20 protein-coding genes and 1 pseudogene are annotated in these 22,737 nt (G+C 59.7%); 16 read left to right on the plus strand and 5 right to left on the minus strand.

Annotated elements, in window-relative coordinates:
• Positions 1–340: 340 nt before the first annotated feature.
• The 6 genes from ssuE (at position 341) to ACWKV5_RS24275 (ending at position 5,007) form a co-directional block, all read left to right on the plus strand.
• Positions 341–934, plus strand: coding sequence for an NADPH-dependent FMN reductase (gene ssuE, locus ACWKV5_RS24250; protein WP_483843322.1), 594 nt, complete (start codon positions 341–343; stop codon positions 932–934).
• A gap of 89 nt (positions 935–1,023) precedes the next feature.
• Entirely contained in the window at positions 1,024–1,989 is a 966-nt protein-coding gene (locus tag ACWKV5_RS24255; RefSeq protein ID WP_483843323.1) for a sulfonate ABC transporter substrate-binding protein, read from the plus strand.
• Between the two features lie 26 nt (positions 1,990–2,015).
• Positions 2,016–3,164 carry an FMNH2-dependent alkanesulfonate monooxygenase gene (ssuD, locus tag ACWKV5_RS24260; protein WP_483843324.1) on the plus strand — a complete coding sequence of 383 codons (1,149 nt, stop codon included), beginning with the start codon at positions 2,016–2,018 and terminating at the stop codon, positions 3,162–3,164.
• Between the two features lie 8 nt (positions 3,165–3,172).
• Positions 3,173–3,955: an aliphatic sulfonate ABC transporter permease SsuC gene (ssuC, locus tag ACWKV5_RS24265; RefSeq protein WP_140664429.1), complete on the plus strand. Its 783-nt coding sequence runs from the start codon at positions 3,173–3,175 to the stop codon at positions 3,953–3,955.
• A complete protein-coding gene (ssuB, locus tag ACWKV5_RS24270) occupies positions 3,952–4,758 on the plus strand; it encodes an aliphatic sulfonates ABC transporter ATP-binding protein (protein WP_483843325.1) in 807 nt (268 codons plus the stop codon). The genes ssuC and ssuB overlap by 4 nt, the downstream gene beginning before the upstream one ends.
• 33 nt (positions 4,759–4,791) lie before the next feature.
• Positions 4,792–5,007, plus strand: a complete 216-nt coding sequence (locus ACWKV5_RS24275) for a TOBE domain-containing protein (protein ID WP_003229256.1) — start codon at positions 4,792–4,794, stop codon at positions 5,005–5,007.
• Positions 5,008–5,134: 127 nt separating this feature from the next.
• Here ACWKV5_RS24275 and ACWKV5_RS24280 read toward each other — a convergent pair whose 3' ends face one another.
• Positions 5,135–5,773 (minus strand): TetR/AcrR family transcriptional regulator, encoded by a 639-nt coding sequence (locus tag ACWKV5_RS24280; RefSeq protein ID WP_483843326.1) that lies wholly within the window; start codon positions 5,771–5,773, stop codon positions 5,135–5,137.
• A gap of 224 nt (positions 5,774–5,997) precedes the next feature.
• On the minus strand, positions 5,998–7,374 hold the full coding sequence (locus ACWKV5_RS24285; RefSeq protein WP_090178366.1) for a glutamine synthetase family protein: 1,377 nt from the start codon (positions 7,372–7,374) through the stop codon (positions 5,998–6,000).
• Positions 7,375–7,652: 278 nt separating this feature from the next.
• On the opposite strand from ACWKV5_RS24285, the pseudogene ACWKV5_RS24290 reads away from it, so the two are divergent.
• The 8 genes and pseudogenes from ACWKV5_RS24290 to ACWKV5_RS24325 form a co-directional block, all read left to right on the plus strand.
• Positions 7,653–7,943: pseudogene (locus ACWKV5_RS24290) on the plus strand (gamma-glutamyl-gamma-aminobutyrate hydrolase family protein); the annotation flags it as partial.
• A gap of 111 nt (positions 7,944–8,054) precedes the next feature.
• On the plus strand, positions 8,055–9,413 hold the full coding sequence (locus ACWKV5_RS24295) for a glutamine synthetase family protein (RefSeq protein ID WP_483843327.1): 1,359 nt from the start codon (positions 8,055–8,057) through the stop codon (positions 9,411–9,413).
• Between the two features lie 59 nt (positions 9,414–9,472).
• Positions 9,473–10,837: an aspartate aminotransferase family protein gene (locus tag ACWKV5_RS24300; protein WP_483843328.1), complete on the plus strand. Its 1,365-nt coding sequence runs from the start codon at positions 9,473–9,475 to the stop codon at positions 10,835–10,837.
• A 183-nt stretch (positions 10,838–11,020) separates the two neighbouring features.
• Positions 11,021–12,118, plus strand: a complete 1,098-nt coding sequence (locus ACWKV5_RS24305; protein ID WP_123434798.1) for a polyamine ABC transporter substrate-binding protein — start codon at positions 11,021–11,023, stop codon at positions 12,116–12,118.
• A gap of 187 nt (positions 12,119–12,305) precedes the next feature.
• Positions 12,306–13,403 carry a polyamine ABC transporter substrate-binding protein gene (locus ACWKV5_RS24310; RefSeq protein ID WP_483843329.1) on the plus strand — a complete coding sequence of 366 codons (1,098 nt, stop codon included), beginning with the start codon at positions 12,306–12,308 and terminating at the stop codon, positions 13,401–13,403.
• Between the two features lie 73 nt (positions 13,404–13,476).
• Positions 13,477–14,619: an ABC transporter ATP-binding protein gene (locus ACWKV5_RS24315; RefSeq protein ID WP_027926489.1), complete on the plus strand. Its 1,143-nt coding sequence runs from the start codon at positions 13,477–13,479 to the stop codon at positions 14,617–14,619.
• A gap of 35 nt (positions 14,620–14,654) precedes the next feature.
• The gene (locus ACWKV5_RS24320; protein ID WP_483843425.1) at positions 14,655–15,536 is read left to right on the plus strand and encodes an ABC transporter permease subunit; all 882 of its coding nucleotides are present in this window, start codon (positions 14,655–14,657) and stop codon (positions 15,534–15,536) included.
• The gene (locus ACWKV5_RS24325; protein WP_483843330.1) at positions 15,533–16,423 is read left to right on the plus strand and encodes an ABC transporter permease subunit; all 891 of its coding nucleotides are present in this window, start codon (positions 15,533–15,535) and stop codon (positions 16,421–16,423) included. Before ACWKV5_RS24320 ends, ACWKV5_RS24325 begins: the two co-directional genes overlap by 4 nt.
• A 132-nt stretch (positions 16,424–16,555) precedes the next feature.
• Here ACWKV5_RS24325 and ACWKV5_RS24330 read toward each other — a convergent pair whose 3' ends face one another.
• Positions 16,556–17,197: an HD domain-containing protein gene (locus ACWKV5_RS24330; protein ID WP_483843331.1), complete on the minus strand. Its 642-nt coding sequence runs from the start codon at positions 17,195–17,197 to the stop codon at positions 16,556–16,558.
• A 255-nt stretch (positions 17,198–17,452) separates the two neighbouring features.
• Here ACWKV5_RS24330 and ACWKV5_RS24335 point away from each other — a divergent pair, with 255 nt between their 5' ends.
• On the plus strand, positions 17,453–18,418 hold the full coding sequence (locus tag ACWKV5_RS24335) for a GlxA family transcriptional regulator (RefSeq protein ID WP_483843332.1): 966 nt from the start codon (positions 17,453–17,455) through the stop codon (positions 18,416–18,418).
• 93 nt (positions 18,419–18,511) lie between these two features.
• Here ACWKV5_RS24335 and ACWKV5_RS24340 read toward each other — a convergent pair whose 3' ends face one another.
• Positions 18,512–20,923: a penicillin acylase family protein gene (locus tag ACWKV5_RS24340; protein ID WP_483843333.1), complete on the minus strand. Its 2,412-nt coding sequence runs from the start codon at positions 20,921–20,923 to the stop codon at positions 18,512–18,514.
• A 103-nt stretch (positions 20,924–21,026) separates the two neighbouring features.
• On the minus strand, positions 21,027–21,605 hold the full coding sequence (locus ACWKV5_RS24345) for a DUF6436 domain-containing protein (protein WP_483843334.1): 579 nt from the start codon (positions 21,603–21,605) through the stop codon (positions 21,027–21,029).
• Between the two features lie 96 nt (positions 21,606–21,701).
• On the opposite strand from ACWKV5_RS24345, the gene bipL reads away from it, so the two are divergent.
• Positions 21,702–22,649: a phospholipase BipL gene (bipL, locus tag ACWKV5_RS24350; RefSeq protein WP_483843335.1), complete on the plus strand. Its 948-nt coding sequence runs from the start codon at positions 21,702–21,704 to the stop codon at positions 22,647–22,649.
• Positions 22,650–22,737: the final 88 nt, after the last annotated feature.

Genomic DNA, 22,737 nt, shown 5'->3' on the forward strand with positions numbered 1-22,737 from the left:
CTGCTGAACGGGCAGAGCGAATACCAATCGAAAACCAGTTGAGGGCTTCCCCTCAACCATAGAATCTCCCACATTGGATCGCGATTTACCTGTGGGAGCGAGCCTGCTCGCGAAGACGGTGTGATAAGCGCTACCGAATGCAGATTCATACAGCAGGGGATTTCAGGCCGTTTCGACGGCCTTTTTTTGTGCCTGGAAATCGCTGATTTGCATATCTCCATAACGCATAACCAAATGAATAAATATGATTTATGGATATAAAAAACACCTGTTAAGGTCACTCCCATCACAGCGAGATCGCAAACCGCGAATCGCCAACACCGTTCAAGGAATCCTCTGAATGCTGGTTGTCTCACTCGGTGGCAGTCCCAGCCAACGCTCCCGATCCGGGGTGCTGCTGGAACGCTCCCAGCGCTGGTTGCAGGAGCAAGGGGTGGAAGTGGTGAGTTACCAGATTCGGGATTTCCCGGCGGAAGACTTGCTGCATGCACGCTTTGACAGCCCCAAGGTCATCGACCTGCTGCAACAGATTGAAAACGCCGACGGCTTGCTGATCGCCACGCCGGTTTACAAAGCGTCGTTCTCGGGCGCACTGAAAACCGTGCTGGACCTGCTGCCCGAGCGCGCCCTGGCCCACAAGGTCGTATTGCCGATGGCCACCGGCGGCAGCATCGCCCACATGCTGGCGGTGGATTACGCGCTCAAGCCCGTGCTGTCGGCGCTAAAAGCCCAGGAAATGCTTCACGGAATTTTTGCTGTAGACAGCCAGATCGCTTACGGCGAAGGCAGCGCCCAGGCGCAATTGGCGCCGGAGCTGGAGCAACGATTGAGCGAGTCGCTGGAACTGTTTTTCAGCGCCATGGCGCGGCGGCCCAAGCCGCTCGATCCAAACCTGTTAAATGAACGTTTGTTGAGTGCTCGCTGGAGCATTTGAGCCTCACCCGAAATTGATCCACTCACCTTACTCAGCCGCCAACGGCCAAGCAGGTGCAGCCAAAACCTCACTGCAAAAAGGAGAGCGCTATGCGCACTGTCATTTTGCGTCGTGGTCTGGTCGCTCTGTTTGTTGCGGCTGTGTCCTTCGGCGCCATTACTCAAGCTCAAGCCGAGACGTTGCGAATCGGTTATCAAAAGTACGGCACGCTGGTGCTGCTCAAAGCTAAAGGCACCCTGGAAAAACGCCTCGCCGCCCAAGGCGTGGACGTGCAATGGACTGAATTCCCTGGTGGCCCGCAACTGCTCGAAGGCCTGAACGTCGGCTCCATCGATTTCGGTGTGACCGGTGAAACCCCGCCTGTATTCGCCCAGGCTGCCGGCGCCGATCTGCTCTACGTCGCCTACGAACCACCGGCACCGCACAGCGAAGCGATCCTGGTGCCGAAGGACTCGCCGATTAAATCGGTGAAGGACCTCAAGGGCAAGAAAGTCGTGCTCAACAAAGGCTCCAACGTCCACTACCTGTTGGTGCGTGCGCTGGAAGACGCCGGCCTCAAGTACACCGACATCCAGACCGTGTTCCTGCCACCAGCCGATGCCCGCGCAGCCTTTGAGCGTGGCAGCGTCGACGCCTGGGTCATCTGGGACCCGTACCAGGCCGCCGCCGAAAAACAACTGCAAGCGCACACCCTGCGCGATGGCCAGGGCATCGTCGACAACCATCAGTTCTACCTCGCGACCAAACCCTACGCGCAGAAAAATCCTGAGGTGATCAAGACCCTCGTCGAAGAAGTGCGCGCGGTCGGTGAGTGGTCCAAGGCCAATCCCGAAGACGTGACCCAACAGGTTTCGCCACTGCTCGGTCTGCCGGCAGACATCACCCTGACCTCGGTGAAACGCCAGGGCTATGGCGCGCTGTTCCTCACGCCTGAAGTGGTCGCGGCGCAACAGAAAATCGCCGACAGCTTCTACCAGCTCAAGCTGATTCCGAAGCCGTTGAGCATCAAAGACGTGATCTGGACGCCACCGGCAGCTGTTGCCAAAGCGCAGTAATTCGATTCTTTTAAGGAGACCACTCCATGAGCCTCAATATCTTCTGGTTCCTGCCTACCCACGGCGACGGCCATTACCTTGGCACCGCCGAAGGCGCTCGCGCCGTAGACCACGGTTACTTGCAACAAGTCGCGCAAGCGGCGGATCGACTGGGCTTCGGCGGCGTGCTGATTCCAACCGGGCGCTCCTGTGAAGACTCGTGGCTGGTGGCCGCGTCGCTGATCCCGGTGACCCAGCGTTTGAAATTCCTTGTCGCCCTGCGCCCCGGGATCATTTCCCCGACGGTGGCCGCGCGGCAGGCGGCGACCCTGGATCGTCTGTCCGGCGGTCGTGCGTTGTTCAATCTGGTGACGGGCGGTGATCCGGACGAATTGGCCGGCGACGGTTTGTTCCTCAGTCACGAAGAACGCTATCAAGCCTCGGTGGAGTTCACACGTATCTGGCGTCGTGTACTTGAAGGCGAAACCGTCGATTACGACGGTCAGCACATCAGCGTGAAAGGGGCGAAATTGCTCTATCCGCCGATCCAGCAACCGCGTCCGCCGCTGTACTTCGGTGGCTCGTCGGAAGCGGCGCAAGACCTCGCGGCAGAGCAAGTGGAAATGGTCCTGACCTGGGGAGAACCGCCAGCCGCCGTGGCCGAAAAGATCGAGCAAGTGCGCGCCAAAGCGGCGAAGCTTGGTCGCACGGTGCGCTTCGGTATTCGTCTGCATGTGATCGTTCGCGAAACCAACGCCGAAGCCTGGCAAGCTGCCGATAAATTGATCTCGCATCTGGACGACGAAACCATTTCCCGCGCCCAGGCTTCTCTGGCGCGTTTCGATTCCGTCGGCCAGCAGCGCATGGCCGCACTGCATGGTGGCAGCCGCGACAACCTCGAAGTCAGCCCGAACCTGTGGGCCGGTGTCGGTCTGGTGCGTGGCGGCGCTGGTACGGCATTGGTCGGCGACGGCCCGACCGTGGCCGCCCGCGTGAAGGAGTACGCGGACCTGGGCATCGACACCTTTATCTTCTCCGGTTATCCACACCTTGAAGAGTCTTACCGCGTGGCCGAATTGCTCTTCCCGCATCTGGACATTCAACGTCCGGAGTTGCCGAAGGGCGCCAACTACGTCAGCCCGTTCGGCGAGATGGTCGCCAACGACATCCTTCCCAAAGCCGCGTCCCAGAGCTGAGGCGTGCCATGAAGAAAATCATCCACAACCTCGCACCGTGGGCGTTGCCGGTGTTGCTGCTGGCGGTGTGGCAGTTGTCGGTGTCGGCGGGCTGGTTGTCGACGCGGATCCTGCCTGCACCGATCGCAGTGATCGAAGCCGGCGTCAGCCTGGTGCGCAGCGGTGAAATCTGGACGCACCTGGCGATCAGCGGCTGGCGCGCCGCGCTGGGCTTCACCATCGGCGGCAGCATCGGCCTGGTGCTGGGCTTTATCACCGGCCTGTCGAAATGGGGCGAACGCCTGCTCGACAGTTCGGTGCAGATGATCCGCAACGTGCCGCACCTGGCGCTGATTCCGCTGGTGATTCTGTGGTTTGGCATCGACGAGTCGGCGAAGATTTTTCTGGTGGCGCTGGGCACGTTGTTCCCGATCTACCTCAACACTTATCACGGCATCCGCAACGTCGACCCGGCACTGGTGGAGATGGCGCGCAGTTATGGCTTGTCCGGTTTCAGCCTGTTTCGCCAGGTGATTCTGCCGGGTGCACTGCCTTCGATTCTGGTCGGCGTGAGGTTTGCGTTGGGCTTCATGTGGCTGACGCTGATCGTCGCGGAAACCATTTCCGCCAGCTCCGGCATCGGTTATCTGGCGATGAATGCCCGGGAGTTTTTGCAGACCGACGTGGTGGTGCTGGCGATTCTTTTGTACGCGGTGCTCGGCAAACTGGCTGACCTCGCGGCCCGTGGGCTTGAACGCGTGTGGTTGCGGTGGCACCCGGCCTATCAGGTTGTCAAAGGAGGTGCAGCATGACCGCTCAACAACCTCCACGCCTGCTGCGCGGGATTCCGCTGGTGGTGCGCAAGCTGCAAAAAACCTTTGGCTCGCGGCAGGTATTACGCGAGATCGATCTGCACATTCCGGCGGGCCAATTCGTTGCAGTGGTTGGTCGCAGCGGCTGCGGCAAAAGTACTTTGCTGCGTTTGCTGGCGGGGCTCGACCAGCCTACGGGCGGTGACTTGCTCGCCGGCGCCGCGCCGTTGAGTGATGCGCGGGAAGACACCCGATTGATGTTCCAGGAAGCGCGTTTGCTGCCCTGGAAAAAGGTCATCGACAACGTCGGCCTAGGCCTTAAAGGCGACTGGCGTGCGCAAGCCCTTGAAGCGCTGGAGTCGGTCGGCCTGGCGGATCGCGCCAATGAATGGCCGGCGGCCTTGTCCGGTGGACAGAAACAACGTGTGGCGCTGGCCCGTGCGTTGATCCATCAACCGCGCTTGCTGTTGCTCGACGAACCGCTGGGCGCGCTGGATGCCCTGACCCGAATTGAAATGCAGCAACTGATCGAGCGGCTCTGGCGCAAGCATGGTTTCACCGTGTTGCTGGTGACCCACGACGTCAGCGAAGCGGTGGCGATTGCCGATCGGGTGATCCTGATCGAAGAGGGCGAAGTCGGCCTCGACCTGATGGTGGAACTGCCACGCCCTCGGGTGCGTGGCTCGCATCGGCTGGCGGCGCTGGAAACCGAAGTGCTCAATCGCGTCCTCGCACTGCCCGGCGAACCGCCGGAACCGGAACCCGTTTCACCCTTGCCTACGCAATTGCGTTGGGCTCATTAACTCAAGCCTTATCCAACGACAGGAATCAACATCATGACTATCAAAGCCATCAACGTTCGTAACCAGTTCAAAGGCTCGATCAAGGAAATCGTACTGGGTGACGTACTTTCGGAAATCGACGTGCAAACCGCGTCCGGCATCGTCACGTCGGTGATCACCACTCGCTCGGTGAAAGAGCTGGAGCTGGTGGTCGGCAGCGAAGTGATCGCGTTTGTGAAATCCACTGAAGTGTCGATTGCCAAGTTGTAACTCTGTCAGTGGTATCGGCGGCGCGGCCTTCGCGAGCAGGCTCGCTCCTACATTGAATCTGTGGCATTCACAGACCCCTGTGGGAGCGAGCCTGCTCGCGAAGAGGCCAATGAGGCCACTGCTGGAATTAGGCTGAAATGGTGCGCTTGGGCAGATACGGCGGCAAGTACAACCCCAGATAAGCATCAAACACCCGCATCCCTTCCTCTGCCATGCGCGGCGTGATCTGCCCATGCTGCTGCACCGAGCGCGCATAAACGCGGTCACCCAGTTCCATGGCCAGTGCAAACACATCGACGTCCGTCGGCAGCTTCGGCAATTCGAAATGGTGATCGAAGAGTTTGTGCATCAGGTCGCCCAGTTCGATGTCGTGCTGGCGGTCGGCCTGGGTGACTTCGGTCAGGCCATGCTGGGCGAGGATCAATTGGCGGGCGGCGGCGTCTTCGCTGTAGATCGCGAGCATGCGTTGTTCCACCAGCCGTGACAGGTCACGCCAGCCGCTGAGGGCGCCATGATTGATGGGCGCTTGCAGGCAGGCGCGGAACGCTGCATGAACGTCGGCCGTCAGTGCTTCAAGCAGCGCCGGGACGCTGGCGAAGAAGTGGTAGACGGAGGAGGGCGGGATCTCCGCGCGCTCGGCGACGCTGTAGATCGACAGACTCGCCACGCCCTCGGCGGCCAGCAGCGTGCGGGCGGCATCGAGTATCGAATCGATCCGTGCCTGGCTGCGGGCGCGGGGTTTGCGTGGGGTGGCGAGTCGGGTCATTGAAGTCTCCTGCGGGGGCAGCGGGCATTGTACGAGTCGAGTTGTGTGTTGTCTTCTCGGCCGCCTTCGCGAGCAGGCTCCCACAGTTGATCTCCAGAGAACATACATTCTGCATACGCAGACGGTCCCTGTGGGAGCGAGCCTGCTCGCGAACCGCCGCAGGCGGCCATAAAAAAACGCCGTCGGCCTTATCAGCCAACGGCGTTCTTTTTTACTGCAACCACTTACACGGTATGCAGGTACCAGTTGTACTCAAGGTCGGAGATGGAGTGTTCAAACTCCTCCAGCTCGCTTTCCTTACAGGCCACGAAGATATCGATGTATTTAGGATCGATGTACTTGGCCATGACTTCGCTGTCGTCCAGCTCACGCAATGCATCGCGCAGGTTGTTCGGCAGGCTTTGCTCGTTTTGCTCGTAGGAGTTGCCTTCCACGGGCGCGCCCGGCTCGATCTTGTTGGTCAGGCCGTGATGCACGCCTGCCAGGACCGAAGCCATCAACAGATACGGGTTGGCGTCGGCACCGGCCACACGGTGTTCGATGCGCACGGCATCGGCGGCACCGGTTGGAACGCGGATCGCTACGGTACGGTTGTCCAGGCCCCAGCACGGCGAGTTCGGCACGTAGAACTGTGCGCCGAAACGACGGTAGGAGTTGACGTTCGGGCAGAGGAAAGCCATCTGCGCCGGTAGGGTCTCGAGCACACCGCCGATCGCGTGACGCAGTGCGGCGTTCTGCTCGGGATCCTCGCTGGCAAAAATATTTTTGCCGTCTTTATCAAGAATCGAGATGTGGACATGCAGACCGTTGCCCGCCTGGCCCGGGTAAGGCTTGGCCATGAACGTGGTGTCCATTTCATGGTCGTAGGCGATGTTTTTGATCAGGCGCTTGAGCAGGACCGCGTAGTCGCAGGCCTTGATCGGGTCGGCCACGTGGTGCAGGTTCACTTCGAACTGCGCCGGGGCACTTTCCTTGACGATTGCGTCGGCCGGGATGCCTTGCTCTTTCGCACCTTCCAGAATGTCCTGGAGGCAGTCGACGTATTCGTCGAGGTCGTCGATCAGGTAGACCTGTGTCGAATGCGGTCGTTTGCCAGACACCGGCGAGCGTGGCGGTTGCGGACGACCGTTCACGTTCTCCTGGTCGATCAGGTAGAACTCCAGTTCGAATGCGGCGCAGATGGTCAGGCCCATCTCGTCGAACTTGCGCACCACATTGGCCAGCACTTCCCGCGGGTCGGCAAAGAACGGCTGGCCTTCGAGTTCGTGCATGGTCATCAACAGTTGCGCGGTAGGGCGCTTCTGCCAAGGCTCGTTGCACAGGGTGTCAGGGATTGGATAGCAGATTCGGTCAGCATCACCGATGTCCAGGCCCAGGCCGGTGCTTTCCACCGTCGAGCCATTGATATCCAGAGCAAATAGAGAGGCCGGCAGGTTGATGCCTTTCTCGTAAACCTTGTGGAGGCTGGTGCGTTCAATGCGCTTGCCGCGCACCACACCATTCATATCCGCAATCAGAAGGTCAACGTACAGAACCTCAGGATGTTCCTTAAGGAACGCGTTCGCTTCGTTAAGCTGAACGGCACGCGGGGGTACCGACATGATGCAACACCTTTGTTGTTAAAAATATCAATCATTGATCTCTTCGGATTCCAGTCAACCCGAACGGCCTGCCGAAGTCAAGCGAGGCCTTTTTTGCCCTAAAAAAGCGCCCGTAAGGCTTTTTTGGGGCACTTTGGGGCGTTTTTATGCCTTTGAACGCTTTGGCTGCCGCGGGCTTGAGCGGGGCGTGTTGTATTTTTTACGGGGGTGTTGTGTAAAAAAATGAACAAGGCTAAGCTCGATTCAAACCCATAACACCAATAATACCGGGGTGCTTCATGTCTCGCCTGCCGTTAATCGGCGTCACCAACTGCTCTAGGCAGATTGGTCTGCATGCTTATCACATCAGTGGCGACACCTTCGTCCGCGCCGTGGCCTCAGAGGCTCCGGAACTGCTGGTCATTCTGCCGGCCCTGACGGATCGCCTGTCTCCGTCCGATATTCTGGACGCCGGAGATGGCACCCCCATTACGGTTACTTCATTCAATATAGAACCGATTCACAATAGCGCCCCGGCTATCGCTCAGGGCAGCGCTCGTGATTCTGCACGCCCGGCGTTTGCCGCACCGTGCGGAAAAACACGATAGCCTGACGTAGACACCCGTTTCAACGCGACGCCGATGCGTCAAACATTGCCTGACGCAAGCAAGCGTCAGGAAACTCAAAGCCTAGAGGCATTTATGAGTAACAACCTCGACCAGCTCACCGATTGGTTGAAAGACCACAAGATCACAGAAGTCGAATGCATGATCGCCGACTTGACCGGGATCACCCGGGGCAAGATTTCGCCGACCAACAAGTTCATTGCTGAAAAAGGCATGCGCCTGCCCGAAAGCGTTCTGTTGCAGACCGTGACTGGCGACTATGTCGAAGACGACATCTATTACGAACTGCTCGACCCGGCCGACATCGACATGATCTGCCGCCCCGACCAGAACGCCGTATTCCTCGTGCCGTGGGCTATCGAGCCGACTGCCCAGGTAATCCACGATACCTACGACAAGCAAGGCAACCCGATCGAGCTGTCGCCGCGCAACGTGCTCAAGAAGGTCCTCAAACTCTATACCGACCGCGGCTGGCAGCCCATCGTGGCGCCAGAAATGGAGTTCTACCTGACCAAGCGCAGCGACGACCCCGACTACCCGCTGCAACCGCCGATTGGCCGTTCCGGGCGTCCGGAAATCGGTCGTCAGTCGTTCTCGATCGAAGCGGCGAACGAATTCGACCCGCTGTTCGAAGACGTCTACGACTGGTGCGAATTGCAGCAGCTGGACCTCGATACGCTGATCCACGAAGACGGCACGGCGCAGATGGAGATCAACTTCCGTCACGGCAATGCCTTGTCCCTGGCCGACCAGATCCTGGTGTTCAAGCGCACCATGCGTGAAGCCGCGCTCAAGCATGACGTGGCGGCGACGTTCATGGCCAAGCCCATGACCGGCGAGCCGGGCAGCGCGATGCACTTGCACCAGAGCATCATCGACATCGAAACCGGCAAGAACATCTTCTCCAATGAAGACGGGACCATGAGCCAACTGTTCCTGCACCACATCGGTGGCTTGCAGAAACTGATCCCCGAGTTGTTGCCGCTGTTCGCGCCGAACGTCAACTCGTTCCGCCGCTTCCTGCCGGACACCTCGGCGCCGGTGAACGTGGAGTGGGGCGAAGAAAACCGCACCGTGGGCCTGCGGGTTCCGGATGCCGGGCCGCAAAACCGTCGGGTGGAAAACCGCCTGCCGGGCGCTGACGCCAACCCGTACCTGGCGATTGCTGCGAGCCTGCTCTGCGGCTACATCGGCATGGTCGAGGGCCTCAACCCGAGCGCTCCAGTGGTAGGTCGTGGCTATGAACGCCGCAACCTGCGCCTGCCACTGACCATCGAGGACGCGCTGGAACGCATGGAAAACAGCACGACCATCGAGAAATACCTGGGCAAAAACTTCATCACTGGCTACGTCGCGGTCAAGCGGGCCGAGCATGAAAACTTCAAGCGCGTGATCAGTTCGTGGGAGCGGGAATTCCTGCTCTTCGCCGTCTGATACGCCGGGCGCCGTCGTTGTCGGGCGGCGCTTTCACCTGATTTTTTTTGGAGATTGGTATGACCAGCAACAATCCGCAAACCCGTGAATGGCAAACCCTGAGCAACGATCACCACCTGGCCCCGTTCAGCGATTTCAAGCAGCTGAAAGAAAAAGGCCCGCGGATCATCACGAACGCCAAGGGCGTTTATCTGTGGGACAGCGAAGGCAACAAGATCCTCGACGGCATGGCCGGCCTGTGGTGCGTCGCGATCGGTTACGGGCGTGATGAACTGGCTGATGCGGCCAGCAAGCAAATGCGCGAACTGCCTTACTACAACCTGTTCTTCCAGACCGCTCACCCGCCGGTTCTGGAACTGGCCAAGGCCATCGCCAACATCGCGCCAGAAGGCATGAACCACGTTTTCTTCACCGGTTCCGGCTCCGAAGGCAACGACACCATGCTGCGTATGGTTCGTCACTACTGGGCGATCAAGGGCCAGCCGAAAAAGAAAGTCATCATCAGCCGCAAGAACGGTTATCACGGTTCCACCGTGGCCGGCGCGAGCCTGGGTGGCATGACGTACATGCACGAACAAGGCGACTTGCCGATCCCGGGCATCGTCCACATTGCACAGCCGTACTGGTTCACCGAAGGCGGTGACATGACGCCTGAAGAGTTCGGCGTCTGGGCGGCGAATCAGCTGGAAGAGAAGATTCTGGAAATCGGCGTGGACAACATCGGTGCCTTTATTGCCGAGCCGATCCAGGGCGCTGGCGGCGTGATCATTCCGCCAGAGACCTACTGGCCGCGCATCAAGGAAATCCTCGCCAAGTACGACATCCTGTTCGTGGCGGACGAAGTGATCTGTGGTTTCGGCCGCACCGGTGAGTGGTTCGGTACCGATTACTACGACCTCAAGCCCGACATGATGACCATCGCCAAGGGCCTGACCTCCGGCTACATCCCCATGGGTGGCCTGATCGTGCGTGACGAAGTGGTTGCCGTACTGAACGAAGGCGGCGATTTCAACCACGGTTTCACCTACTCCGGTCACCCGGTGGCGGCTGCGGTGGCGCTGGAAAACATCCGCATCCTGCGCGAAGAAAAAATTATCGAGCGCGTTCATGCAGAAACGGCACCCTATTTGCAAAAGCGTCTGCGGGAACTGAACGATCACCCGCTGGTGGGGGAAGTGCGTGGGGTCGGTCTGCTGGGGGCCATTGAACTGGTTCAGGACAAAGCCACCCGTAAACGTTACGAAGGCAAGGGCGTCGGCATGATCTGCCGCCAGTTCTGCTTCGACAACGGCCTGATCATGCGTGCGGTGGGCGACACCATGATCATTGCTCCGCCACTGGTGATTACACCGGCTGAAATCGACGAGTTGGTGGCCAAGGCACGCAAGTGTCTGGACCTGACCCTGAGTGCGTTGCAGGGCTAAGTGCTAGGCTCTGGGCGGGGTGCGAAGCTGGCACTTCGCTCAGGGCAAATTAAGGATGGGTCTTTCCTTGAAAGCCTGCCTCGGAACTTGCCAGACTACCGGTTGTTCGGATGCCCAGTAACAGGCCGCTGAGCACGTGGTTAAAAAGAAAAAATTGGAGCATTACTGATGAAGGCATTAGGTATGAAGATAGCTGGCAAGACCCTTCTCGCCATGTCCCTGTTGGGCGCGATGGCGGGTGCAGTTCAGGCGGACGACAAGGTGTTGCACGTCTATAACTGGTCCGACTACATCGCTCCGGACACGATCGCGAACTTTGAAAAAGAGTCCGGGATCAAGGTGGTGTACGACGTTTTCGACAGCAACGAAACCCTCGAAGCGAAGTTGCTGGCAGGCAAGTCCGGTTACGACATCGTCGTACCGTCGAACAACTTCCTGGCCAAGCAAATCAAGGCTGGCGTTTACCAGAAGCTGGACAAGTCCAAGCTGCCTAACTGGAAAAACCTGAACCCTGAACTGCTCAAAGCGGTATCGGTGAGCGACCCGGGCAACGAACACGCCTTCCCTTACATGTGGGGTTCGATCGGTATCGGCTTCAACGCCGAGAAGGTCAAGGCTGCATTGGGCGCCGACGCACCGACCAATTCCTGGGACCTGATCTTCAAGCCTGAAAATGCTGCCAAGTTGAAGTCCTGCGGTATCAGCCTGCTGGATTCGCCAACCGAGATGATTCCGGCGGCATTGCACTACCTGGGCCTGCCGACCGACAGCCAGAAGAAAGAAGACATCGACAAGGCTGAAGCCCTGTTGCTCAAAGTCCGTCCTTCGATCGCCTACTTCCACTCCTCCAAGTACATCTCCGACCTGGCCAACGGCAACATCTGCGTTGCCGTGGGTTACTCGGGTGACATCTACCAGGCCAAGTCCCGCGCGGCTGAAGCCGGTGACAAGGTGAAAGTCAGCTACAACATTCCGAAAGAAGGTGCCGGCAGCTTCTACGACATGGTCGCCATCCCTAAAGATGCCGAAAACGTCGAAGGCGCCTACAAGTTCATGACCTACCTGCAGAAGCCGGAAGTCATGGCTGCGATCACCAACGCCGTGCGCTTCCCGAACGGTAACGCGGCGGCCACCCCGTTGGTTGATAAAGACATCACCAGCGACCCGGGCATCTACCCGCCAGCGGACGTGATGGCCAAGCTGTACGCGATTGCCGACTTGCCGGCCGCAACCCAGCGTCTGCTGACTCGCAGCTGGACCAAGATCAAGTCGGGTAAATAAGCCGGTTTGAGGCAACCCCTGTTGTCGTCATCCACGTGATGACGGCAACAGGTGTAAATAAATGACAGAAAGTTTTGCTGGAACGGTTTTTCGAGGGTAAGTTGCGCGCCGGTTTCGTTGCCGGGCAGCCATGGCTGTCATGTAACACGGGGCAACTTGGGCCCAACTAATTTTAGAGGACCTCCACTTGCCTATTTTTTCTCTGTTTCGCAATGCCATGCTGGTTGGCGCCGGTCTGACGCTTGCCGTTAGTGTCCAGGCTGCCGGCACTGTGCATATTTATAACTGGTCGGACTACATCGGTTCGACCACCCTGGCAGACTTCCAGAAAGAGACCGGTATCAAGCCGGTTTACGACGTCTTCGATTCCAACGAAACCCTGGAAGGCAAGTTGCTGGCCGGGCGTACCGGTTACGACGTGGTCGTGCCGTCCAACCACTTCCTCGGCAAGCAGATCAAGGCGGGCGCTTTCCAGAAGCTCGACCGCTCCAAACTGACCAACTATGGCAACCTCGACCCGGTGCTGCTCAAGCGCCTGGAGCAGAACGATCCGGGTAACCAGTACGCCGTGCCGTACCTGTGGGGCACCAACGGCATCGGTTATAACGTCGACAAGATCAAGGCCGTTCTGGGCGTCGACAAGATCGATTCCTGGGGCGTGCTGTTCGAGCCGGAAAACATCAAGAAGCTGCACAGCTGCGGCGTGGCGTTCCTCGACTCGGCTGACGAAATGATGCCCACAGTCCTCAACTACATGGGCCTGAACGCCAACAGCACCAACCCGGAAGATTACAAAAAGGCCGAAGCCAAGTTGCTGGCCGTGCGGCCTTACGTGACGTACTTCCACTCCTCCAAATACATCACCGACCTGGCCAATGGCGATATCTGCATCGCGATCGGGTTCTCCGGCGACATGTTCCAGGCTCGCAACCGTGCGAATGAAGCCAAGAAAGGCGTGAAGATCGCCTACACGATTCCCAAAGAAGGCGGCGCGCTCTGGTTCGACATGCTGGCGATTCCGAAGGACTCGGCCAACGTCAAGGAAGCCCACGCCTTCATCAACTATTTGCTGAAACCTGAGGTGATTGCCCAGGTCAGTGATTACGTCGGCTACGCCAACCCTAACCCCGGGTCGGACAAACTGATGGAACAGTCAATTCGCACCGACGAAGCGGTTTATCCACCGCAAGCAGTCCTCGACAAGACCTACGTGTCGGTCGAGTTACCACCAAACATTCAACGTTTGATGACCCGCAGCTGGACCAAGGTCAAGACGGGTAAATAGCTACAAGGTTCAAACTATCCAAGGTTGGCTCACCTTGAGCGAACTGCACTCTTTTTTTCTGGGAGTTTCGTAAATGGCAGTTGCCTCCGGCGCCTATAAGAAAGCCCTCGAGGGCGACCAGTCACCTAAACAGGTGCTGGTCAAAATCGACCGGGTCACGAAGAAGTTCGACGAGACGATTGCCGTGGACGATGTGTCCCTGGAAATCAAGAAAGGCGAGATCTTCGCCCTGCTCGGCGGTTCGGGATCGGGCAAATCCACCTTGCTGCGCATGCTCGCAGGCTTCGAACGGCCCACGGAGGGGCGCATTTACCTCGACGGCGTCGACATCACCGAGATGCCGCCGTACGAGCGACCGATCAACATGATGTTCCAGTCGTACGCCTTGTTCCCGCACATGACCGTGGCGCAGAACATCGCCTTTGGCCTCAAGCAGGACAAACTGCCGGCCGCTGAAGTCGATGCACGCGTGGCCGACATGCTCAAGCTGGTGCAGATGAGCCAGTACGCCAAGCGCAAGCCGCATCAGTTGTCCGGTGGCCAGCGTCAGCGTGTGGCCCTGGCGCGTTCCCTGGCCAAGCGACCGAAGCTGCTGCTGCTCGACGAGCCAATGGGCGCTCTGGACAAGAAGCTGCGTTCGCAAATGCAGCTGGAGCTGGTCGAGATCATCGAGCGCGTCGGCGTAACCTGCGTCATGGTGACCCACGACCAGGAAGAAGCCATGACCATGGCCGAGCGCATCGCGATCATGCACCTGGGCTGGATCGCCCAGATCGGCAGCCCGATCGACATCTACGAAACCCCGACCAGCCGCCTGGTCTGCGAGTTTATCGGCAACGTCAACATCTTCGACGGTGAAGTGATCGACGACGCCGAAGGTCACGCCACCATCACCTGCAAGGACCTGGACCGCCAGATCTATGTGGGCCACGGCATCAGCACCTCGGTGCAGGACAAATCCGTGACCTACGCGATCCGTCCGGAAAAACTGCTGGTGACGCCGACCATGCCGACCTGCGAATACAACTGGTCCAGCGGCAAGGTGCACGACATCGCCTACCTCGGCGGTCACTCGGTGTTCTACGTCGAACTGCCGAGTGGCAAGATCGTCCAGTCGTTCGTCGCCAACGCCGAGCGTCGCGGCCAGCGCCCAACCTGGGGTGACCAGGTTTACGTGTACTGGGAAGACGACAGCGGCGTGGTACTTCGCTCATGAACATGCGCAAATTCAAACGACGCCTCAATCGAATAATTCCCGGTGGCCGTCAGCTGGTCATCGGGGTTCCGTTCATCTGGCTGTTCATGTTCTTCATGTTGCCGTTCTTCATCGTCTTGAAGATCAGCTTCGCCGAAGCCGATGTGGCCATTCCGCCGTACACCGAGATCTACAATTTCGTCGACCAGAAGCTGCAGGTGCTGCTCAACCTCGGCAACTACGCGATGCTCGGCGACGACGAGTTGTACATCGCCGCTTACCTCGGCTCGTTGAAGATGGCGCTGATCAGCACTGTGCTCTGCCTGCTGATCGGTTACCCGATGGCCTACGCCATCGCCAGTGCCCGTAAAGAGCTGCAAACGGTGCTGGTGCTGCTGATCATGATGCCGACCTGGACCGCGATCCTGATCCGCGTGTATGCGTGGATGGGCATCCTCAGCAACAACGGCCTGCTCAACGGTTTCCTGATGAGCATGGGCTGGATCAACGAACCGCTGCAGATCCTGAATACCAACCTCGCGGTGTACATCGGGGTTGTTTATTCGTACCTGCCGTTCATGATCCTGCCGCTCTACGCCAACCTGGTGAAGCACGATAACAGCCTGCTGGAAGCCGCCTCGGACCTCGGTTCGAGCACGTTCAACAGCTTCTGGAAGATCACGATTCCGCTGTCGAAAAACGGCATTGTCGCCGGCTGCATGCTGGTGTTCATCCCGGTGGTGGGTGAGTTCGTGATCCCGGAACTGCTCGGCGGTCCGGAAACCCTGATGATCGGTAAAGTGCTGTGGCAAGAGTTCTTCAACAACCGTGACTGGCCGGTGGCATCTGCCCTGGCGGTGGTGATGCTGGCGATCCTGATTGTGCCGATCATCCTGTTCAACCGCAGTCAGGCCAAAGAAATGGAGGGCAAAGAATGAAGCGCTTCAATTTCTCGACTTTCATGCTGGTGTTCGGCCTGTTGTTCATCTACGCACCGATGCTGATCCTGGTGATCTACTCGTTCAACGCCTCGAAACTGGTGACGGTATGGGGCGGCTGGTCGATCAAGTGGTACGTCGGCCTGCTCGACAACACCCAACTGATGGGCTCGGTGGTGCGCTCGCTGGAAATCGCCTGCTACACGGCGATTGCAGCGGTGGCGCTGGGTACGCTGGCGGCCTTCGTGTTGACCCGTATCACGCACTTCAAGGGTCGTACGCTGTTCGGCGGCCTGGTGACCGCGCCGCTGGTGATGCCCGAAGTGATCACCGGTCTGTCGTTGTTGCTGCTGTTCGTGGCGATGGCGCAGATGATCGGTTGGCCACAGGAACGCGGGATCATCACCATCTGGATTGCGCACACGACGTTCTGTGCCGCGTATGTGGCGGTGGTGGTGTCGGCGCGCTTGCGTGAGCTGGACCTGTCCATCGAAGAAGCGGCCATGGACCTCGGTGCACGGCCGTGGAAGGTGTTCTTCCTGATCACCATCCCGATGATCGCGCCATCGCTGGCGGCGGGCGGCATGATGTCGTTTGCCCTATCGCTGGATGACCTGGTGCTGGCGAGCTTTGTGTCGGGCCCGGGTTCGACGACCCTGCCCATGGAAGTGTTCTCGGCGGTGCGCCTGGGCGTGAAGCCCGAGATCAATGCCGTGGCCAGCCTGATTCTGCTGGCGGTGTCGATCGTGACCTTCCTGGTCTGGTTCTTCAGCCGCCGTGCCGAAGAAAGCCGCAAGCGCGCGATTCAGCAAGCCATCGAAGAAGGCGCTGCCGACTCCTGGAAACAACCGGACGTGCGCCGCGCCCCGGCGCCGGAAGCGGCTTAAAGGTTGGCCACAATTGTGTGGCCAACCCAGATCCAATGTGGGAGCGAGCCTGCTCGCGAAAGCGTTCTGTCATTCAACCCTTATGCTGAATGACAGGGCCTCTTCGCGAGCAGGCTCGCTCCCACAGTTGTTTTAGGCAACCCAAGGGGATTTGCGGATGATCTCGACGAAGTTCATCGGCTTGAACCCCACCTCGCTATCGACCAGCACATCCGCATTCACCGTGCCGAACGTCGTGTCCGGCTTGTGCTTGAAGCCGTTGGCGAACGCACACAGGATGCACTCCTTGAACCCTTCACCGCGTGGATGCGCATGCACCACAGCTTCGCGCTGCACGGTAGAAAACGCCGCGTAGTCGATGCCCAGCACATCCATTTCAACGCCTGCGGTCACTAGCGCCACATTCGGGCGCAAGTGTTGCGGCACGCCCGGTGTTGTGTGCAACGCAATCGACAGCCAGACCTGCTCGATATCGTCGTCACTCAACCCGTAAGGCTTGAGGAACGCCTTGGCGGCATTGGCGCTGTCGACTTCAAAACGTTCGTCATCGCTGCGATGTCCTTCCACCAGACCCAGGTCATGGAACATCGCGCCGACGTACAACAGCTCCGGGTTGTAGGCCAGTTGCTTGCGTTCGCCGCTCAAGGCACCGAACAGGAACACCCGGCGGGAGTGGTGATACAGCAGGTCGGATTCGACGTCGCGGATGTATTCGGTGGTGGCCTTGGCGAGTGCGCTGTCGGGGATTTTGATACCGGCAATGATGCTGCTCATGGTGCTTTCCTCGTGGGGAACGCCGTGGCGGCGCTGATGGGTAAAGTCTGTGCCGACCCCTGAAACCGGACAATCGATCCATGGCTGCGATCCTTGCCAATGAACCTGCATATCGCGCCAACCTCGCTTGTTGCGCGTGGATTGGCTAAGTTTGACCGCAATGAATGAGCTTTTGTGGCGAGGGAGCTTGCTGTGGCGAGGGGGCAAGCCCCCTCGCCACAGGTCCGTGCCAAATTCGAGAGGGCGTTTGTTTCCATGAGTAAAACCATCGCCATCGTGGTCTTCGCCGGCGTTCAGTCCCTGGACGTCACCGGTCCCATGGATGTGTTTTCTGAAGCCAATCGTTTCCTCGAACCTGCAGACCACTATCGATTGGAGGTGATCGGCGTCGAGCGCGGGGTGATGCCGTGTTCCAACGGTCTGTCGCTCAACGCGCACCGGCATTTCAGCGAAGCGCTTGAGGCGTATGACTTGCTGCTGGTGGCCGGTGGACCGCAGTTGCCGTTCATGGAATTCGGCGCGTCATTCGATACTTGGCTGCGAGGTGCCTGCGCACGGGCGCAACGCTTTGGTTCGATCTGCAATGGAGCCTTCATCCTCGCCCGGGCCGGATTGCTCGAGGGGCGAACCGTGACCACCCACTGGGGCGACGCTGCCGCACTGGCTCAGTTGTGCCCGTCGACCCAGGTCGAGTCGGATCGCTTGTACGTGCAGGACGGCGAGCTCTACACCTCGGCCGGGGTCACGGCGGGGATCGATTTATCGTTGTATCTGCTGGCCATGGACCACGGTCCGGAAGTCGCACTGAACGTGGCCAAGCGTCTGGTGGTGTTCACCCAACGCTCAGGCGGGCAATCGCAGTTCAGCCCGTTCCTCACGCCCCACGCCGAGCCGACCTCTGCCGTGGCGCTGGTTCAGCTCTACGTCCTGGCTAACCTCACCGGCGACCTGACCATCGCGGACCTGGCGAATGCGGCCAACATGAGCACCCGCAATTTCTCCCGGGTGTTCGCCAAGGAAGCCAAAATCACCCCGGCGGAATTCGTCGAGCGGGCGAGGGTGGATGCGGCGCGGGTGCTGCTGGAGAGCACGCATTCGCCGCTCAAGACCGTGGCCTACCAATGTGGCTTTCGCGATGCCCAGCACATGCGCAGCGTGTTCAACCGCCGATTGGGGGTAACGCCACAGCAGTTCAGGCTGAACTTTGCGGCGATGGTTTGAGGGCCTCTTCGCGAGCAGGCTCGCCCCCACATGGGTATGCATTTCAAACTGTGCGAGCCTGCTCGCGAAGGCGTCAGTCCAGACGCCGAAGATCTAAGGCACTGCCCGCGCCGGCAAAAACTTCACCGTACTGCGCGTATTAGCCGAGACTTCTTCATCGTTGAAATGCGCTTCGTAATACACCCCTTCGACATACGCTTCGGCCTGGTCGTCGTAATGACTGTCAAATGGTACGCCGCTCTGGCCGACCGGGTTGATCGTCAGGCTGTGAGCCGGGTCGGCAAAGTCCACCAGACGCCGCGTCGACGGGCCATAAGTCACCGGCCAGGGCGCCGGGCCGATTTTGGCCGAGAGATTGTTCGGCACTTCGTGGGTACCGGGTGCGTCGAACGGCCCGACGTTGAAGACCCGATCCAGCGGCTTCTGCACGCCCAGTGGATGACCATGGGTCAGGGTATGCGCCTTGCCCCACTGCCACTGCGCCGAATCCACGCCGAGGGTGGTCTTGAGGTGGGCGATGCTCGCTTGCCAGGCCACCTTGACCGTGTCGGCGCGGGTTTCCTTGCCGAGGGTATTGCGGTTGTCCCACCACGGTGAATCAGGCGTGGCAGCGAGGCGCGGGAGCGCGGCATCGATCACCCGGGTCGAGAGCAAGGTCTCGAAAAAATCATTGCCCAGTTCATCGTGCATCGTCGCGTCAGCGAGGTTGAACAGGAATTGGTTGAACAGCGTGGCGCTGGTCGAATCCAGCGGGTAATCGCCTTTCCACTGCGCCAGTTGCTCCACCAGTTTCAGTTCGGCTGGATCAGTCACCACTTCACGCAGCACCGGCAGCAACGGCGCCAACAGGCGCGGACCGTAGGCGGTGGTGGTGCCCAGTTGCAGCTTCTGGCTGGCGTCGATGTCCCACTTCACGTTCTTGTCGCTGAGCTGGCGGTTGAGCTGTTGACCGCGATCGGCCAGGTTGTAGTAACCGGGAATCTCCATGCCGGTCGGCGACAGCGGCTGGAAGTTGGCCGAGACGATGTAGCCGCGCGCCGGGTTCTCTTCCTGTGGGTTGGCGCTGAACGGGTAGAAACCGTCCTTGTCCGGCTGATTGGTGCTGCCGTCGAGGATGAAACCGGGTTTCACCCCGGCCGCGCGCTTGGGCAGCAGCGCCGAAGCCCACCAGCCGATGTCGCCCTTGGCGTTGGCGTAGACAATGTTCAACCCCGGTGCCTGAACCTTGGCGGCTGCAGCGCGCGCCTTGGCCAGCGTGTCGGCGCGGTTGAGCTGATAGAAGCCGTCGAGAATCGGGTTCGGCGTTTCAAGGAAGGCCCACCACATCGCCACCGGCGTCTTGCCGGCCGCCGTGCCGAGCGCATCGTTGATGATCGGGCCGTGGGGCGACTGACGCAGCGTCAGCTTGACCGCTTCCTGCCCCTTCACGACGATCTGTTGCTCGGTGGTGACCATGTCCACCCACTTGCCGCGATACCAGACCTGGTTCGGATTGTCCGGGTTGGTCTTCTCGGCGATCAGGTCCAGGTCGTCGTTCTGGAACATGGTCAGGCTCCAGCCGAAGTCCAGGTTGTGGCCCAGGAACGCAAACGGCACCAACGCCTGATGATGGCCGTACAACTCAAACCCCGGCGCCGAGAGTTGCGCCTCGTACCAGACTGCCGGCACGGAAAAACGAATATGCGGATCGCCGGCCAGCAGCGGCTTGCCGCTTTTGGTGCGGTTGCCGGAAATCACCCAGGCGTTACTGCCCTCGAATTGCGGCAGGCCATTGTCGGCCAGTGCCTGTTCGCTCAGGCCGGCGAGGGCGTTCAGGTCTTTCCAGTCGCTGGTGGACAGGATTGGCGCAGGCTTGGAATGCCCTTGGGCCAGGACGCCCTTGGGCTGCCAGTCGAGGTCGAAGATGTTCAGGTAGTCGGCGCCCAATTGATCGCGCACGAACGTCAGCAACGGTTCGGTGCGAAACGCCGCGGCAAAGCTGTACGCCATGTAACCGGCGACGCTGATGCTGTCTTGCGCCGTGAACGGGCGCTTGTGGATGCCCAGCACGTCGAACTCGACAGGCGCTGCGTGCGTGTCCTGATATTGATTGATGCCGTCCAGATAGGCTTCCAGGGCCTTCCACGCCGGTGACTGCCGATCCAGCGCGGCGACGTAGCTGTCGGCCCGTTCGCGGATGCGCAAGCTGCGGAACAGTTTGTCAGTGTCGATCAGTTTCGGGCCGAGGATCTCGGCCAGTTCACCACGGGCCAGGCGGCGCATGGCTTCCATCTGGAATAAACGGTCCTGGGCCTGCACGTAGCCGAGGGTGCGGTAGAGGTCGGTCTCGTTTTCCGCGCGGATATGCGGAACGCCGCGCTCGTCGTAGCGCACACTCACCGAACCTTGCAGGTGCTGCAACTCCACTTGGCCCTGGCGCGACGGCTGCTTGCTGTACACATACCCGCCAACCCCGATGGCGAGTGCGACAATCAGCAAGGCAAGTACGGTCAGGACGCGTTTCATGGAGACTCCTTGTTCTTATTGGATTGCCGCCCGTGTGGGCTGCCAACATGTAGCACAGACCTCCTGTGCCGTGCATCGCGGTCCTGCAAAAGTCAGTAATGCCTTATTTCACTTCAACCGGCCACGGGCAGTAACAACCGATGGCCAGCGTATGCGTTGCATTCACTGCGCGACCTTCGCTCAGGGCTTGCAGGATGGGTTCGATAAAGCTGTTGTTCGAATTGCAGGTCAGGCCTTCGCTGTACGGGCCGAAGTAAGCCAGTTTGCCGGCTCGATCCCAGATCGCCACGGCCGGGCTGGCGGGAATCTGTTCGGAGCCGGGCAGTAGCGTGATGGTTTTCAGGCTGCTCAATGTGGTGGGGAGCTGGCCATGGCTGCCGGGTTTTTGCACGGCATAAAACTCGACGCCTTGCGGTACATAACGCTCAACCAGCTCACTCAGGTGTTGCTGATTGCCGACATTGCACGGGCAGGCCGGGTCCCAGAAGTGCACCAGGCGAATGGCGCCGGGGCCGGCGAGGTCGTCGGGAAGGCGCAGTGGGTCGCCGGAAAAGACCGCGGTGTGTTCGCTGAACGCCCGCAAGTAACGCCCTTGAAACCAGTCATACGCGGCCCACAAAACGCCGGCACACACGAGGGCGAGCAGGCTGGCAAGCAGTGTGGTGCGGTGGGCCGGGCGCATGGGTTTGATCCTCGAAGGCCGGCTAGCTTGCCATGCTTGCTGCGACAGATGAATATCGCAGGCCTATAAAGTCCGTTCAACGCTCTGGAATCTGTCATGTCAGCCACGTTTTCCCCCGATCATTTGCGCGCCAGCCTGCGGCCATTGGCCGAAGGGCAGTCGCTGTCGACCGAGGCCAAGGCGTATCAACATTTTTATGGGCTGGATTTTCCCGGTCGTACGTTGCGTAGGGGGTTGGGGCGTTTCGAGATCGATGGCTATCAATTGGTCAGCCAGTTCTGGTGGCCGGAGCGGGCGAAGGCGACGCTGTTCCTGTTCCACGGTTTCTACGACCACACTGGGCTCTACCGCCATGTGATCGAGTGGGCACTGGATCAGGGTTTTGCCGTGATTGCCTGTGACTTGCCGGGGCATGGGCTGTCCAGTGGCGAGCGGGCGAGCATCAAGGAATTCGCCGAGTATCAGGACACGCTGCAAGGGTTGTTCGCCGAGGCGTTGTCCATTGAACTGCCGCAGCCGTGGCACTTGTGCGGGCAGAGCACGGGCGGGGCGATCGTGATTGATCATGTGCTCAACCACGGCGCGAACAGTCCGGCGCAAGGTCAGGTGATCCTGTTGTCACCGCTGGTCCGGCCGCGTGCCTGGGGGTGGTCAAAGCTCAGCTATTACCTGCTCAAACCGTTCGTCAAAGCCATCGCCCGACGCTTCAGCGAGAACTCCAACGACCCTGATTTCCTGCCGTTCCTGCAGGCTGATCCGTTGCAGCCGCTGCGTTTGCCTACGGCGTGGGTCGGGGCACTGGCGCGCTGGATCAAGCGCATCGAAGCCGCACCGAACAGCCCGCGTCGGCCGCTGATCGTGCAGGGGCAGGCGGACATGACGGTGGATTGGGAGCACAACCTTGGGGTGTTGAAGGCCAAGTTCGATCGGCCTCAGGTGTTGATGTTGCCCCAGGCGCGGCATCATCTGGCGAATGAGACGTTGGTGATGCGGGAGGAGTATTTCGGGTTTTTGAGCAAGCGGATCAAGGGCCGGAATCTGTAGTGGATTCACTGACCCCTTCGCGAGCAGGCTCGCTCCCACATTTGAAATGCGTTTCCCCTGTGGGAGCGAGCCTGCTCGCGAAGAATGC

It is taken from the genome of Pseudomonas oplopanacis (assembly GCF_057128725.1).

Bases quoted from the DNA above. Each gene is read 5' to 3' on its own strand.
- ssuE (WP_483843322.1), top strand. From the start codon at position 341: ATGCTGGTTGTCTCACTCGGTGGCAGTCCCAGCCAACGCTCCCGATCC.
- ACWKV5_RS24255 (WP_483843323.1), top strand. From the start codon at position 1,024: ATGCGCACTGTCATTTTGCGTCGTGGTCTGGTCGCTCTGTTTGTTGCG.
- ssuD (WP_483843324.1), top strand. From the start codon at position 2,016: ATGAGCCTCAATATCTTCTGGTTCCTGCCTACCCACGGCGACGGCCAT.
- ssuC (WP_140664429.1), top strand. From the start codon at position 3,173: ATGAAGAAAATCATCCACAACCTCGCACCGTGGGCGTTGCCGGTGTTG.
- ssuB (WP_483843325.1), top strand. From the start codon at position 3,952: ATGACCGCTCAACAACCTCCACGCCTGCTGCGCGGGATTCCGCTGGTG.
- ACWKV5_RS24275 (WP_003229256.1), top strand. From the start codon at position 4,792: ATGACTATCAAAGCCATCAACGTTCGTAACCAGTTCAAAGGCTCGATC.
- ACWKV5_RS24280 (WP_483843326.1), bottom strand. From the start codon at position 5,773: ATGACCCGACTCGCCACCCCACGCAAACCCCGCGCCCGCAGCCAGGCA.
- ACWKV5_RS24285 (WP_090178366.1), bottom strand. From the start codon at position 7,374: ATGTCGGTACCCCCGCGTGCCGTTCAGCTTAACGAAGCGAACGCGTTC.
- ACWKV5_RS24295 (WP_483843327.1), top strand. From the start codon at position 8,055: ATGAGTAACAACCTCGACCAGCTCACCGATTGGTTGAAAGACCACAAG.
- ACWKV5_RS24300 (WP_483843328.1), top strand. From the start codon at position 9,473: ATGACCAGCAACAATCCGCAAACCCGTGAATGGCAAACCCTGAGCAAC.
- ACWKV5_RS24305 (WP_123434798.1), top strand. From the start codon at position 11,021: ATGAAGATAGCTGGCAAGACCCTTCTCGCCATGTCCCTGTTGGGCGCG.
- ACWKV5_RS24315 (WP_027926489.1), top strand. From the start codon at position 13,477: ATGGCAGTTGCCTCCGGCGCCTATAAGAAAGCCCTCGAGGGCGACCAG.
- ACWKV5_RS24325 (WP_483843330.1), top strand. From the start codon at position 15,533: ATGAAGCGCTTCAATTTCTCGACTTTCATGCTGGTGTTCGGCCTGTTG.
- ACWKV5_RS24330 (WP_483843331.1), bottom strand. From the start codon at position 17,197: ATGAGCAGCATCATTGCCGGTATCAAAATCCCCGACAGCGCACTCGCC.
- ACWKV5_RS24335 (WP_483843332.1), top strand. From the start codon at position 17,453: ATGAGTAAAACCATCGCCATCGTGGTCTTCGCCGGCGTTCAGTCCCTG.
- ACWKV5_RS24340 (WP_483843333.1), bottom strand. From the start codon at position 20,923: ATGAAACGCGTCCTGACCGTACTTGCCTTGCTGATTGTCGCACTCGCC.
- ACWKV5_RS24345 (WP_483843334.1), bottom strand. From the start codon at position 21,605: ATGCGCCCGGCCCACCGCACCACACTGCTTGCCAGCCTGCTCGCCCTC.
- bipL (WP_483843335.1), top strand. From the start codon at position 21,702: ATGTCAGCCACGTTTTCCCCCGATCATTTGCGCGCCAGCCTGCGGCCA.